The sequence below is a fragment of the Saccharibacillus sp. JS10 genome, from assembly GCF_024436065.1.
In the GTDB taxonomy this organism is placed as follows: Bacteria; Bacillota; Bacilli; order Paenibacillales; family Paenibacillaceae; genus Saccharibacillus.
In genome coordinates this window covers 917,131-931,288 of sequence record NZ_JANFNS010000001.1, presented here as the reverse complement: position 1 = coordinate 931,288, position 14,158 = coordinate 917,131, and the positions used below count along the sequence as shown (strand labels likewise).

14 protein-coding genes and 1 tRNA gene are annotated in these 14,158 nt (G+C 45.6%); 9 read left to right on the top strand and 6 right to left on the bottom strand.

The genetic code is table 11. The features are described 5' to 3' along the window. The first annotated feature begins 30 nt into the window (after nt 1–30). The 3 genes from NOM90_RS04245 to NOM90_RS04235 all read left to right on the top strand — a co-directional run bounded on the left by NOM90_RS04245 (nt 31) and on the right by NOM90_RS04235 (nt 3,771). A complete protein-coding gene (locus NOM90_RS04245; RefSeq protein ID WP_255940218.1) occupies nt 31–903 on the top strand; it encodes a carbohydrate ABC transporter permease in 873 nt (290 codons plus the stop codon). Between the two features lie 36 nt (nt 904–939). Further along, nucleotides 940–1,899 carry a sugar phosphate isomerase/epimerase family protein gene (locus NOM90_RS04240; RefSeq protein WP_255940217.1) on the top strand — a complete coding sequence of 320 codons (960 nt, stop codon included), beginning with the start codon at nt 940–942 and terminating at the stop codon, nt 1,897–1,899. Between the two features lie 99 nt (nt 1,900–1,998). Continuing rightward, the gene (locus tag NOM90_RS04235) at nt 1,999–3,771 is read left to right on the top strand and encodes a prenyltransferase/squalene oxidase repeat-containing protein (protein ID WP_255940216.1); all 1,773 of its coding nucleotides are present in this window, start codon (nt 1,999–2,001) and stop codon (nt 3,769–3,771) included. A 46-nt stretch (nt 3,772–3,817) separates the two neighbouring features. On the opposite strand, the gene NOM90_RS04230 is transcribed toward NOM90_RS04235, so the two are convergent. Continuing rightward, nucleotides 3,818–4,675, bottom strand: coding sequence for a polysaccharide deacetylase family protein (locus NOM90_RS04230; RefSeq protein ID WP_255940215.1), 858 nt, complete (start codon nt 4,673–4,675; stop codon nt 3,818–3,820). 137 nt (nt 4,676–4,812) lie between these two features. On the opposite strand from NOM90_RS04230, the gene rnhA reads away from it, so the two are divergent. From rnhA to NOM90_RS04215, 3 genes are all read left to right on the top strand, one after another. Beyond that, nucleotides 4,813–5,457 carry a ribonuclease H gene (gene rnhA, locus NOM90_RS04225; protein WP_255940213.1) on the top strand — a complete coding sequence of 215 codons (645 nt, stop codon included), beginning with the start codon at nt 4,813–4,815 and terminating at the stop codon, nt 5,455–5,457. A gap of 147 nt (nt 5,458–5,604) precedes the next feature. Further along, complete coding sequence (gene ung, locus NOM90_RS04220) at nt 5,605–6,273, top strand: uracil-DNA glycosylase (RefSeq protein WP_255940212.1); 669 nt, start codon at nt 5,605–5,607, stop codon at nt 6,271–6,273. A gap of 24 nt (nt 6,274–6,297) precedes the next feature. Beyond that, complete coding sequence (locus NOM90_RS04215) at nt 6,298–6,711, top strand: hypothetical protein (protein ID WP_255940211.1); 414 nt, start codon at nt 6,298–6,300, stop codon at nt 6,709–6,711. A 91-nt stretch (nt 6,712–6,802) separates the two neighbouring features. Here NOM90_RS04215 and NOM90_RS04210 read toward each other — a convergent pair whose 3' ends face one another. Beyond that, on the bottom strand, nt 6,803–7,249 hold the full coding sequence (locus tag NOM90_RS04210; protein ID WP_255940209.1) for a GNAT family N-acetyltransferase: 447 nt from the start codon (nt 7,247–7,249) through the stop codon (nt 6,803–6,805). A gap of 151 nt (nt 7,250–7,400) precedes the next feature. On the opposite strand from NOM90_RS04210, the gene NOM90_RS04205 reads away from it, so the two are divergent. Together NOM90_RS04205 and NOM90_RS04200 are read left to right on the top strand one after the other, a co-directional pair. Then, nucleotides 7,401–7,895 carry a YflT domain-containing protein gene (locus tag NOM90_RS04205; RefSeq protein WP_255940208.1) on the top strand — a complete coding sequence of 165 codons (495 nt, stop codon included), beginning with the start codon at nt 7,401–7,403 and terminating at the stop codon, nt 7,893–7,895. Nucleotides 7,896–8,076: 181 nt separating this feature from the next. Then, nucleotides 8,077–10,386: a putative bifunctional diguanylate cyclase/phosphodiesterase gene (locus tag NOM90_RS04200; protein WP_255940206.1), complete on the top strand. Its 2,310-nt coding sequence runs from the start codon at nt 8,077–8,079 to the stop codon at nt 10,384–10,386. Between the two features lie 99 nt (nt 10,387–10,485). Here NOM90_RS04200 and NOM90_RS04195 read toward each other — a convergent pair whose 3' ends face one another. The 3 genes from NOM90_RS04195 to NOM90_RS04185 form a co-directional block, all read right to left on the bottom strand. Further along, nucleotides 10,486–11,592 (bottom strand): glycerol dehydrogenase, encoded by a 1,107-nt coding sequence (locus NOM90_RS04195; protein WP_255940204.1) that lies wholly within the window; start codon nt 11,590–11,592, stop codon nt 10,486–10,488. Between the two features lie 98 nt (nt 11,593–11,690). Continuing rightward, nucleotides 11,691–13,244: a glycoside hydrolase family 32 protein gene (locus NOM90_RS04190; protein ID WP_255940202.1), complete on the bottom strand. Its 1,554-nt coding sequence runs from the start codon at nt 13,242–13,244 to the stop codon at nt 11,691–11,693. 15 nt (nt 13,245–13,259) lie between these two features. Continuing rightward, nucleotides 13,260–13,580: a hypothetical protein gene (locus tag NOM90_RS04185; RefSeq protein ID WP_255940201.1), complete on the bottom strand. Its 321-nt coding sequence runs from the start codon at nt 13,578–13,580 to the stop codon at nt 13,260–13,262. Nucleotides 13,581–13,697: 117 nt separating this feature from the next. On the opposite strand from NOM90_RS04185, the gene NOM90_RS04180 reads away from it, so the two are divergent. After that, a complete protein-coding gene (locus NOM90_RS04180; RefSeq protein WP_255940199.1) occupies nt 13,698–13,907 on the top strand; it encodes a hypothetical protein in 210 nt (69 codons plus the stop codon). 62 nt (nt 13,908–13,969) lie between these two features. Here NOM90_RS04180 and NOM90_RS04175 read toward each other — a convergent pair. Next, nucleotides 13,970–14,041: transfer RNA gene (locus tag NOM90_RS04175), tRNA-Val, on the bottom strand. Between the last annotated feature and the right edge of the window lie 117 nt (nt 14,042–14,158).

The window sequence follows — 14,158 nt, the reverse complement described above, 5'->3', positions numbered from 1 at the left end:
ATTTTCTACAGAAGAAGGGAGCGTTTTATCATGACTGCACGTGCCTCAGATCGAATTTTTGATATTGTTAACGTTATATTCGTTTCGCTCTTTGTAATTTTCTGTCTCGCTCCGTTCGTCCATATGATCGCCGTTTCGTTAAGTTCGAACCGGGCAATCACGTCGGGCGAAGTTACACTGTGGCCGGTTGAATTAAACTGGGACGCTTATGGCAAAGTATTTGCCGATCAGTCGATGTTGCAGTCGCTCGGATTTACAGTGATGTTGACTGTAGCTACAACAGTGCTGTGTATGATCTTCACGATTGCAGCTGCATACCCGCTCACAAAAGGAAACTTGAAAGGCCGTAAGTTCTTCATGTACATCATCATCATTACGATGTTCTTCAGCGGCGGTATCATTCCTGAGTATTTGTTGATGCGCGATCTTCATCTGATCAACTCGGTCTGGGTACTGATTTTGCCAGGGCTTGTAAGTCCGTTCAACTTGATTATCTTGATTACTTTCTTCAAAAATATTCCGCCGAGCTTGGAAGAAGCGGCAGAGATTGACGGCAGCTCGCATTTGCATACGCTGTTCAAAGTCGTTCTTCCGTTGTCGATGCCCGTTATGGCAACACTTGCTTTGTTCTATGCAGTTGGACGTTGGAATGGTTTCCAAGATGCCTTGATTTACATCACAAATCCGGAAATCTATCCACTTCAATTGAAGCTGTTCCAAATGGTACAAAACAACATGGTATCGGAACTTACGCAAATGGAAGGCGGCAGCCGTGCGGCTCTGACTCCAGAAGCACTCAAAGCGGCAACGGTTATCTTCGCAACCGTACCGATCTTGCTGGTTTATCCATGGTTGCAAAAGTACTTCGTTAGCGGCGTAATGCTTGGAGCGGTCAAAGGTTAAGCAACTACAACTAAAAATCCAGAAGGAGTACATCGAATGAGTCAAAGTTTGAACCTAGACAAAGGCGAATATTCCTTCTCTACCTGTTGGAATATTCGCCGGCAGCCGAGCGGTGCTGCGATGATCCGCGAAATTTCTGAACTTGGTTTCCGTTATGTCGAATTGAACTACAATGTAACCAAAGAAATGCTGACTGAGATCGAACCGATGATCGAACGTGGTGAGATCGGGGTATCGAGTGTACACAACACTTTTCCGCATACGCCCGATCCTGACTATGGAACAGATTCGGTACTGCTTGGATTCGAAGACGAAGAACGCCGTGTCAAAGCGGTCGAATTGCTTGTTCGTTCTGCGGAATATGCACATCGTTATGGAGCAAAAGCTGTCGTCGTACATCCCGGCGAAGTTCCAATTGCCCATGAAGATGTCAAAGTACTTGAACAGCTGTATCACGATGAAGGTAAAGACTCTCAAGCTTATCGTGAAGCATGGGCTTCGTTTATCGAACGCCGGGAAAGTGCGGCAGACGGGTATTTGCAGCGTATCATTCATAGTCTGGATGAAGTCTGCAATTTGTCCGCTTCCAAAGGGTTAAATGTGAAGTTCGGGATTGAGACGCGTTCACGTCCTAATCAAATGCCGACACTCGCAGAAGCGAAAAAAGTGATTGATGCTTTAAAAGGAGCGCCTGTCGGTATTTGGTACGATACGGGTCATGCCATTATGATGGATCGAATGGGTCTTTATGACAGCGTCGGAGAAATGCAAGGATTGATGGATCATATCGTCGGAGTTCATATTCACGAAACGATCGGATTATCCGATCATTGGTGCCCGTATGTACATAGCGGCGATCCTCACTTTTACGATGCTTACTTGCCAATGATCCAGCGTGCTGGAGTGAAAGTGTACGAACTGAAAGCGGCTTGTGAGACTCAGCAAATTCACGAAAGTCACGAATTGTTACTCCAAAAACTTGCGGCTTTAAAATGATCGCAAACGTATGCCGTCGCCGTAAATCGGTTGACGGCTACTTTTATAAGAAGCAACGGGATTGGAGCAAAAGCAGGAACATACGAGGGGGACAAATAGATGCTTTTTGAACAAATTGTACAGAAAAACGATGAAGCAGTGAGAAGTGGGCTTCCGAGACAAGTGCTGGATAAAGAAAGCCGATATTACGGGGGGACGCTTGATCCGGCAACGGGCATTGCTTGGGTCAACCATACGACTGGAACGCCTACAGATATGTGCAACTGGGGAACCGCTTTGGTTAATCCCGCATCAGCTTTTTATCAAGATGAGACGTTGTTAGAGCGATTGCAGTTAGCTTCGGAATTTGTGCTCGGAGCGCAGCATGAAGATGGTTCGATCTCGCCGGGCTGGACAAATTATCATTCTCCGCCTGATACCGCATTTGTTGTGGTCGGCTACTCGCAACTGTACAAAGTGTTGGAAAAGTCCGGCTGGGCACCTTTGCAACCGACCCTCGATAATATGAAGCAATTTTTGAGTCGAAGTATCTCGGTTATGTTGACAGGAGGCTGTCATACACCGAACCATCGCTGGGTATTATGCGCGGCATTGGGATGTTTGTATGAATTGTTCGGCGATCCAAGATTGATTGAGCGTGCCAATCAATGGTTGGCTGAAGGCATCGATATTACACCGGACGGAGAATGGACAGAGCGCAGTAACGGTATTTACAATGCGGTGAGCGACATTATGCTGATCTATGCAGCGCGAATGTTGAACAAACCTGAATTAGTAGAACCCGTGCGTAAAAATTTGCGTATGATGGTCTATCTGATTCACCCTTCTGGTGAAGTCGTTACCGATTATTCCGGTCGTCAAGATCTCGGACATATTCACGACTTATCTTCGTATTACTTGCCGTATGCTATGTTAGCTGTACAAGATCATGATTCGTTGTTTGCGGGTATGGCAGAACTTTCTGGGAAAATTTTGGAGAATGCGGGTGCTGCTTCGGTTCATGTATTGGTGCAGATGCTGCTTGACCCCGCGCTTCAAGGTCCTTTTGTAGCGGAAGGCATTCCGATGCAGCAGGTCGTACCTACGCGTTACAAAAAAATATTGAACCAAGATTTCGTGCGTAGTGAATATTTGGATCAGATCGAATCGGCAGGTCATCAAGGTCGTATATTCCATAGCCGGTTGCATTTGGACTTCGGTTCTCCGATCGCCCGTATTCGTGAAGAAGAGATCAGCGTAACCTTGATGACTGAAACGCCATCATTTTTCGCTTTGAGACATGGTGCCGTGCGATTATTGGCGCTTCAAGTCTCTTCGTATTTCTATCCAGGATATGTACCGATGGACGAGATGAAAGTCAACGAAGACGGAAGTTATGTGTTGTATGGCGAGCAGAAAAAAGGTTATTACGGACCTGTTAAATCCGAGCTTCTTCCGGCTACCGCAAGCACGCCGATTAGCCCGTGGTACTTATTGCCGCATCAAGAACGCGAGCTAACGCACGAGCAGACTTTCCGCGTTGAGATTGAAGCGATTCCGTCTGATGATCTTCAGACATGGAAACTGCATATCAAAGCTCAAGAACCAGCTGATGTGATGATGCAGCTTTCTTTTGTATTCGGTAGCGAAGGGCATATCGTTTCTGGCGAATATGAAGATCTTGGACAAGATCGCGCTCTATGGAGCGGCGGCACACTGCGTTATGAAAGTGGCGAAGAATGGATCGAATTAGAAGGCGGCGAAGCTGCACATCGATCGACTTCTGTTCGCGAAGCGAATCTTCCAAGCAATTGCAAAGTCGTATTGGTCAATGTCATGACGCCTGTAGACAAAGTGTTTACGCTTCGTTTGTCGCCGCCTACTGCTCATTGATTTCAAGAGTTGGATATGGGAAAAAGACTGCAAAGCGTTAAGCTTCTCAGTCTTTTTTTCTCTGTAAATCACGAAGTTCGCGCCAACCGATCAATTGAATATTTTGCTCTTTCAATACTTTCAAGACTTGCGAATCGACAAAAAACTGCGCATCGAACAAACGAGAACGCCAGCTATCTGTGATGGCTCGGAGTTCTTCGGTATCGCTGGAAGGGTGAAATAACATTTCTGTGATACCGGGCTGCAAACTGCGTAAGTGATCAATGAGAAGATTTCGAGCGAACGTATAATCTTGATCCATCTCGTAAGTGAAAGGCAGACCAATGACGCGATCCGGATACAAAACGCCAAGTTCAGCAGCCAATGCAGCCATTTCGTTCTCATCCCCTGTTGGATAAGTCGGATTGACCGAAAACCGAACCGGTAAATCGTACTCAGCGCCTAATTCGATCAATAGACGATGATGCACATTACGTAGACTGCCCATATGATTATCCAAATGCGTCGGATCGATGCCCATTGATTTTGCAAGCGTGATCTGTGCATTCATTTCAGCGCGGACAATGTCCGTATCTACATCTGGCATATAAGACGGATCTGCCGGGAAATGACCTTGCGTATCGGTTAACGCTTGTGCGCCGGGTTGATTCAGAATCGGTCCCCATTTGTAGACGTTCCATTCGCTTGTTGACGTTAAATGTACGCCGATATCCCAATTCGAAGAGGTTTTCGCTGCTACTACCGCTTCTAATGCCCAGGGACAATTTACCATCAGTGTAGTCGAAGTAATCGCTTGTTGTTCCCATAGTTGAATAATCGATTGATTGGTCGCATGACACATCCCGAAATCGTCGGCATGTACAATTAAATATCGTTGGGTGTAACGATTTTCCGCAGTTAACATTCTAAAGCCCTCCACTTTTTTGAATATTTGTATCTCTTTAATCAAACCATAAAAACAAGCTTTCCGGTTGCATTTGCACAAAAAAACCACGTATAATAAAGTGTTACACAAAACGTGTCAAAAGGTTGGAGGTGCGCATGAGTAAGTCAAAATATTATGTGGTCTGGAAAGGTCAACAACCTGGGATCTATGCAACGTGGGCAGAATGTAAAGCTCAAGTAGACGGATTTCCCGGTGCTAGGTACAAATCATTCGAATCCAGATCCGAAGCTGAAGCTGCATACGCCGAAGGTGCAAAACCTTACATACGCTCCGGTTCTGCCGGAACTTCCAAAAAAGCAACAACTCCCAAAGCCGGCGCCAAATCTACAAGCGACATCGACTACAATAGCATATCGGTCGATGTAGGAACACGCGGAAACCCCGGTCCTGTGGAATATAAAGGGGTCGATACGGCGACAGGAGAAGTGATTTTTTCACACGGACCGATTGCCAAAGGTACCAACAATCTGGGCGAGTTTCTCGCGATTGTTCATGCGTTAGCTTACATCCAAAAACAAGGCAGCGACAAATCGATCTATAGCGACTCGGTCAATGCCATGAAATGGGTAAAGCAACGTAGAGTTTCTTCGACGTTACCGCGTGACAAGTCTACCGAAGAAATATGGGAACTTGTAGATCGAGCGGTACAATGGCTAGAAAGTCATCCGTATCGGACGAAGATCATGAAATGGGAAACGCGCGATTGGGGCGAGATCAAAGCCGATTATGGTCGAAAATAAAGTCCGTAATGACGTATCAAATTGCGACCTGTAACCAAACATGTTAGTATAATGGCTAACGTTTACCGGGCTTTCATGCCGGCTCTTGTGTGCGCGAGAGTCGGCTTTTTTGACCATATGATCGAAATTTGGAAAGGAGCGAAACGAATGTTTGGCAACGATTGGGATGAGGTGCTCAAAGACGAAATTCGCCAGCCCTATTTTGAAGAGTTGATGGCTAAAGTAAAAGAAGAGTATCAAAACCATACGGTATATCCGCCGGAGCCGCTTTTATTTGAGGCGCTTAAATTAACTCCATATGCTGATGTGAAAGCGGTAATACTTGGTCAAGATCCTTATCATGGAGCCAATCAAGCTCATGGATTGAGCTTCTCGGTGCTACCGGGTGTTCGAATTCCGCCTTCTTTGCGAAATATGTATAAAGAATTGGCAACGGATCTGAATATTCAGCCGCCGGATCACGGTTATTTGATTCAATGGGCGAAAGAAGGGGTTTTGCTTCTTAACACGGTATTAACTGTACGAGAGGGCAAAGCGGCATCGCATCAAAAGCTAGGTTGGCAGCGTTTTACTGATGCAGTAATAGAAGCTGTAGGGAAACGCGATCAGCCTGTTGTATTTTTGTTGTGGGGGGCTCATGCTCAGAAAAAAGAAGCGTTGATCGATACCCAGCATCATGCGGTATTGAAATCGGTACATCCGAGCCCATTATCGGCACGCGGAGGATTTTTCGGCAGCCAACCGTTTTCAAAAACAAACGATTATTTGAGTTCACACGGCATTCAGCCGATAAATTGGGAAATATCGCCGCTTTAAATCGACTTCCCGGAGGTGCGCGCTTTGAAACATTGGATAGGAAAAAAAGTGGTTGTCGACAACGGCGGTCCGTATCAGACGAAGCGCTACGGGACCTTGATCCGCTGGAACGACAAAGAACAATATATTGTCTTAAGCCCGGGTGGCGTTCGTATCGGCATGAAAGATATAATGTCGATTCGAGAATTGTCTGTGCTTCCGCAAGAAACTCGCGAAGCCGCAGGACGTTCGAATCCAATCGGATATGTGATGAGATCGATGCGGCAATTTGAACATGCTATATTATTTCATTCCGAAGTGATGATTTGGCACGGCAATACGTTGCTTTCTTCCAAAGCACGTCTAGTGAAGCATAATGATCAGACCGTTACCCTTGAAGACGGCACGGTATTAGAAAAAAGAGAGCATCGCTTTATCGTACGTTCGTTTCGAGGATAATTCATTTCACTTTGTTACCGCTAATTCAAAAGCCCCAAGATCACGATCTCTAGCAGATCGATCTTGGGGCTTTGATCATTTCATCTATCGATTATAAATCTTTTTCCATGCGTACATGTAAAATGCCTGCATCGTAAAAGGGTTCACCGGGAAGCGTACGATACCCAAGCGAACGATAAAAACCTTCCGCATGGCATTGGCTATCTAGAACTGAACGTTGGCAACCGATGGCAGTAGCGGCTTGTTCCATAGCTTGTACAAGCACGCGACCTAGCCCTGTTCCGCGATAAGCAGAACGTACCGCAATACGCTGCATTTTAGCCGAACCGTCCGGATATTTTGTCAAACGTCCGGTCGCCATATCCTGCTCGGAATCGGTCACGAGTACATGAGAAGTCGCAGAGCCGATCACATCGTATTCGTCGATCTCAAGTTCTTCAGGTACTTGTTGTTCTTCGATAAAAACTTCTCGGCGAATAGCCAGACACCGCTGCAATTGACTTTCGTTTTCTACGACGAGCGTTTTGATTTTTTCCACAAAGAAGCCCTCCTTCAATAAGCTTGACGATTTATTATAACGAAGCCTTTTCAAAATAGCTACGGGATTAGAACAACTTCAAAACGGTTAATAAGAAAAAGAAAGCAGGATGCCATTCGACAAGAATAGAAACATATAGGAGGACGACATCATGACGAATCGAACAATTATTGGCGTATTCCCGACCGAACAGGCGGCGCTGGACGCTATTCATCAATTGAAAACATCAGGGGTCGAAAACGATCAGATTACAGTCATCGGAAAAAATCCCGAGCCGATTGAACAGATTGCGGAAGACACAAATCTGGAATCTCCAGAAGCGAATACCCAGCCAGAAGAATCCAAAGGATTTTTGCATAGCATTCGCGATACGTTCACTTCTTCAAGTGACAGCGAGTTCACGAATGTGGGTCCTTATGTAGCTGTAGGTCCATTGGCACATCGATTCGTGGGTTCAGACACGTATTATGGTGGCAACGGCTGGAAAGAAGATTTCACTGCACTTGGATTCGACAACGAAGAAGCGGAAAAATACAATGAAGCGGTGAAAGCCGGTTCGATCTTAGTATTGTTGGAAGAGTCTTCAGGCGATTTAGGCGCTATTCGGAGTATTTTAGGTACAACAGCCAATACAAGCCAAAACTAATCTTGATTTTTGATCCAGAATAGATGTAAAAAAGATCGATGCTTAGGCATCGGTCTTTTTTTTGTGCTCACTTCTTACTTTGTCATCAACTTTTGTAATAAAAAGTAAAAAAACACTAAGCAAGATCCATATAGCAACCGATACATACAATATCTTGAATTTTTTGATGGAGGCCGCAGAAATGAAAAACAAACAATTCTTTTATGGATTCTCTGCGGGTTATCTCATTCTATTACTTGTCTTATTGACGATAAATCGAGAGAATGGGTCCGCGTTAACTTGGCTCGGTCATTCCAATATCATACCGGTTGTGTTGTGTACGTTTCTTCTGTTGAAGGTGACATTACGTTCAAATTCGCAAAATCGAATATTTTGGATGTTTGCGACATTAAGCAGCTTTTTTTATTTAATGTCGTTGGTGTTCCTTTTTGCAGATACGATTTCACCACAGATCACATTAAGTTCTCCGGGCTTGGCTGATTTCTTTTGGGTGTCCCAAGGGGCATTTTTGTTTATCGGAATGCTGACTGTTGTCTATCAACGTCTCAAAAGTTTTCGTTTGATGCAATATTTTTTGGATGCTTCGATTTTTATGTCGACGACAGCGGTATTAAGTTGGAGCTTGATTATTGCCCCTTTGCTGCAAGGTTCGCTGGATGATAACTGGTTTGAAGCTTTTATCAATCTTAGTTATCCGGTTTTGGATTTAGGAAATCTGTTTTTGCTGAGTTTACTTTTGTTCGCCAATCAGACATTGGGGAATGCTCGAACCGACGTAGGATTAATTGCTAGTGTGTTTCTTTTGATATTGGGCGATTCGGTGTTTGCTTACACGCATTTAAACGGGGCGTATCCTGATGGAAGTCCAATCGATCTGACATGGGTGACCTCGATCATTTGTTTGACTTTTGCAGGTATTCATTCTTTGGATAACACGAATGGACAGCCTAAAAGCCGATTTACTGCAACGTTGATGACACGGCTGGGCTGGTTGCGTCGGTTGCTTCCTTATGTGAGTTTGGTTGCGTTATTCGCGATTATTTTCCAACAGTTATCCGAGTTTAATGTGATGGTCATCGGAAGTGCTTTTGCTGTGATGCTGATTATTATCCGGCTGATTTTGACGTTTATCGAGAACGATTATTTGCTAGGTCGATTGACGAATGCGTTAGAAGTCAAAGAACACGAAGCGAACCATGATTCGTTAACCAACTTGCCGAACCGCCGCAAATTCGATACGGAATTACGTAAAGCAGTCGAATTGGCATCGGAACAAGGTCATCAACTTGCTTTGCTGTTTTTCGATCTGGATCGATTTAAACATATCAACGACAGTCTCGGTCATATGGTAGGCGATCAGATGCTTCAAGTGGTTGCGGAGCGGCTCCGTGAATATATTCCGGCTTCGCGCCTGCTCGCGCGTCAAGGCGGTGACGAATTTACGGTATTGGTCGATCCGCTAGAAGGGGAAATAGAAGCGTACCGAACGATTGCAGCGATTGAAGAAGTGTTCAAAAAGCCAATTACATTGGGCAGCGTTGTCGTCTATGGAGCAGCGAGTATTGGTGCAGCTTTGTATCCTCGCGACGGCGTTACGGCGGACGAGTTAATGCGAAGCGCCGATATGGCGATGCACGAAGCCAAAAAAAACCGGCATCAAAAAAGTTTGTTTTTCGAACCGAATATGGGCGAGCGGCTTGCTTATAAAGTCGAATTGGAACATGAACTTCGCGGAGCGATCGAGCGCGGGGAAATGTCGTTGCATTATCAATTGCAAAAAAATATTCAAAATGAACGTATTATCGGCGTGGAAGCTTTGATTCGTTGGAATCATCCAGAACTTGGTCCGATCTCGCCTGTTGAATTTATTCCGGTCGCAGAAGAAACAGGAATGATTATTCGGATAGGGGAATGGGTGATGCGAACGGCTTGCTTGCAACAAGTGGAATGGCAGCGGCAAGGGTATGGAGCTTTACGCATGAGTATCAATGTCTCGCCCTATCAATTCCAAGATGAACTATTTGTAGAAAAAATCTTGCATACCTTACGCGAAACCGGAGTCGATGCTACCCATATTACGATAGAAGTAACAGAGTCTCTGGCTATCCGTGAAGTCGAAAAAGTATCGGCGCAGCTTCGTTTGTTGCGAGATTACGGCATAAAGCTTGCCATCGACGATTTTGGAACCGGTTATGCGTCGTTGAAATATTTGCGTACTTTCGAACCTCATCTATTGAAAATCGACCGTTTTTTTGTCGATGGAATCGATGTCGATACAGAGCGTGGCAGTATGGTTCAAGCTATCATTGCAATCGGACGCAGCTTAAATATGGAAGTGTTGGCAGAAGGGGTAGAGACGTTAGAACAATTAGAGTTTTTACGTGCGGCAGGATGCGACGAAATACAAGGATATTATCTGAGTCGCCCGCTGCCGTCTGAAGGCGTGGAACGTATTTTGCAAGGTCCTTTTCCGTTAGTCGGCATGATGTAAGCGATCGGGTTAGCCCTTAATTTCAAAGTTAAAATGTCAAACAGACCTTGTTTCCAATGATACGGAAACAAGGTCTGTTTGGTTCACTTCAGGACGAAATTATTTTTGGAATTTTGCTTTGTATGCGAGCGAATATTGATCCGCTGCCAAGATCGCATCCAGCACATCGCTTGCGGTTACAGGGAACGGCAAGTTATGCGCGGTTTCGCCTTCTTTGGTCGCAGCTTCCGCTACGCGGTACAGGTCTTCGTTCGAGACGTCTTTGAGATGCAAGTCTTCGAGTGTGACCGGCAGATCGAGCTTCAAGTAGAAGTCGATATAACGTTCGATTTCATGAATCGGACGACGTTCGAGTGCGAGCTGCACGAGCGTACCGAATGTGACTTTTTGACCGTGCGTCATATGGTGAATATCACCTTCGAGTACGGTGAATCCGTTGTGGATCGCATGCGCTCCGGCAAGACCGCCACTTTCGAAGCCAAGACCGCTCAGCAAGGTGTTGGCTTCGATAACCGCATCGAGTGCTGGCGTTACGACTTTACGTTTTACCGATTCGTAAGCCAACAATCCGTAATCGAACAAGGTTTCTTCACATTTGCGCGCGATTGCTTCGGCAGCAAGCGTTGTAAGACCACCCGCCATTGTCGTTGCACGTGCTTCAATTACAGCGCGGCATTCTACCCATGTGGCAAGCGCATCGGCAATCCCCGAAGTCAGGAATAGCGGCGGTGCACCGGCGATGACTTTGGTATCCACCAAAATCAGATCGGGATTTTTTTTGTAAAACGAATATTCGTCAAATGCGCCTTCATCGGTATACAGAACCGACAGTGCGCTAGTTGGCGCGTCAGTCGAAGCCGTTGTCGGAATAATGACGCAAAATGCGCCTAAAACATCATTGACCGCTTTTGCCGTATCCAGCGTTTTACCGCCGCCTACACCAACGACCAGATCAATATTTTGTCCAAGTTCAGCGATTCGTTTGATTTCTCCGCGTGAAGCTTCACCTTTAAATTCGGCTTTCGTTACTGAAATACCGGATTCTTCGAAACTTTTGACGACGCGATCGCCTGCGATGGGCCATACGATGGAATCGGCGATCACCAGTGCAGATTTACCTAGCACTTTTGCATATTCTCCAGCTTTGTCGACTACATCTTTGCCCTGCACGTATTTGCCCGGGCTGATAAATACTTTTTCACTCATCGGTTTTGGGCTCCTTTCCATTTGGGCGTACAACATGTGCATTACCCGCAAAAGCCGTGTTCTGACACGGACTGGAAAGAAGAAGTCCTCGAAAACGTTTATTGATCAAGTGTCCAGCAATCTACCGATTTTAAAAGGGTTTCGCCGTCTTTTGCAAAAAAACGTATGCCTGTAGAGTCTACGCCGGGGTAGATTCGCGCAGACATCGCAACTTCTCCGTCACCCGCAAATACCTCTACCGATGAACGATCGATAAAGATTCGTAGCTTCAAAATTCCATTTTGCAAAGAAAGAGGAGCGCGGCGTATTCCGCCTGAACCGGCACCCGAACGTTCACGATCCAAAGTTAATTTTTGCTGCTGGCAATCGTAACTCAACACTGTTTCTTCGCCTGAACTTTCACCGACTCGCATCGCAATTCCAAACGACGTGGCGGTGCCGGCTTCAAACTCGATTTCCAGTTCGGTATATTCGCCAGAAACGCCTGCAAATTGTCGTCCGGTATAGATCGATGAATCGGGTTCTACCGATTGACTGTTTGCTGCAAGGGAAGAAAGTAGCTTTTCATTGGTATAATGCACACTTTTGCCGCGCAGTTTACTTAGCTCAGGTAACGGACGCGTGCGAATTTGCCCATCTTCTATAGTCAGTACACGTGGAATCGTCATCGCTCCTGCCCAGCCCCGAGCTTGCTCCGGCATTTTATCTTCCCACATTGCCATCCAGGCGATTACGATTCGGCGTCCTTGTTCGTCCAGTGTCGTTTGCGGCGCATAAAAATCGAATCCGTAATCCAGAAGCTGCAAATCCCCATGCTCGAACTTTCCGGTAGCATAATCCAATTTGCCAAGCATACAGCCGGATTGATGGAGGTTGTGATACAGATCGCCGTCTTTTGCCATCCCTTGCGGAGAGCAGACTAAGACATCCTGATCGCCAAGCGCAAAAAGATCCGGGCATTCCCACATGTAGCCAAGCTTTTCGGTCGTTTCTTGCCCGCCTGCGATTACGCTGATAAATGTCCAATTGATCAAGTCTGCCGAGCGATACAGCAATACTTGACCGCTCTGTCGATCCGTCGTTTGCGAACCGAGTATACAATAATAGATGTCTTCATGTTGCCAGATTTTGGGGTCACGGAAATGGAAAGGGTGGATATTGCCTTCGGGTGCGGCTTCGATCACAGGGTTTCCGATATATTTTTCAAAATGAACCCCGTCTTCGCTATATGCCAACGCTTGGACTTGCTTCAAATCTTCGTCTCGATCTTCGCCTGTCCATACGTTGCCGGTATACATAAGCCACAGCTTGCCCTCATGCTCGATTGCACTGCCCGAAAAACAACCGTCCCGATCATAATCTTCGCTTGGAGCAAGAGCGATCGGCAGATGTTCCCAATGGACAAGGTCTTTACTTTTTACGTGTCCCCAGTACATAGGCCCCCATTCGACGGAATAAGGATGATGCTGGTAAAACAAATGATATTCGCCACGGTAAAAGCTAAAACCATTCGGATCATTGATCCAATAAGCAGGAGCCGCAACATGATACCGAAGTCTCCAGCGATCTTGTGCGACGCGTTCTTGAGCAGCAGCGAGCGAAGCTTCGGCGCGTGCTAACGCTTCCAAATGCTGAGATTGAAAAGAGTGCATCCGACCAAGTCCCCCTTAAAAATCGTTCCAGTTCCGTGCGCCACGGTTCGATTCATTCCGCTCGCTAGACTGCATGTCTTCTAACATTTCGATTGCTTTTAAAGCTCCAATCAGAGAATCGAATAAAAGGAGCGAATACTCGTTTTTATCAAGAACAAGGCTTTTGAATTTATCTTTTTCCGTAAAAAAGGATGCACTTTCTTTTAAGTTTTTATGCCGAGCTTCCAAATAAACAGCGGCACTGGATAGCCATTGCGTGATACTGCGGAAATCTTCGCCTTTTTGCACCGAATCGCGAAGTTCTTCTCCTTGACGAGTCAATTGAGTCAGCTGCATGAATATCCTCCTTAGATTAAAAAGTCTCTTTTAGTGTAACAGAAAGGAATTGGAGAGTGAATGTCGAAAAAGAAAGCGTAACCAAAAATAAAGAGTCAGATCAAGGAGGCGTATTCGATGGAAACGGAAGTTACAACCGTAATCGCGATTCATTTTACAGACGGAGAAGTATTAGAGATTGGAATCGGTGAAGAAGACTTCGAACGACTGCCCGAAGACATGACATCGAACGCCTGGGTCGAAATTGACGGCAATACGATTAATACGGCGACGATTAAGTATTTTTGGTTTTACGATGTTCGGGAAGAGGATGGGGGAGACGAATAATCCTCGGATATAGATGAGTAGGCAACAAAAAACCACTTGAATATTCAAGTGGTTTTCGCGTATAGGACGGATGGGGATCGAACCCATGACCCCTACCCTGTCAAGATAGTGCTCTCCCGCTGAGCTACCGTCCTTCATATTAAGTTTTACTAATGTCGACAAGAAAGATCATACCATAACATTCAGAAGCATAGCAAGCACTTTCATATTCAATCCATTTCCTTTTTATCTAAATTCTAAATCGTTTAAAA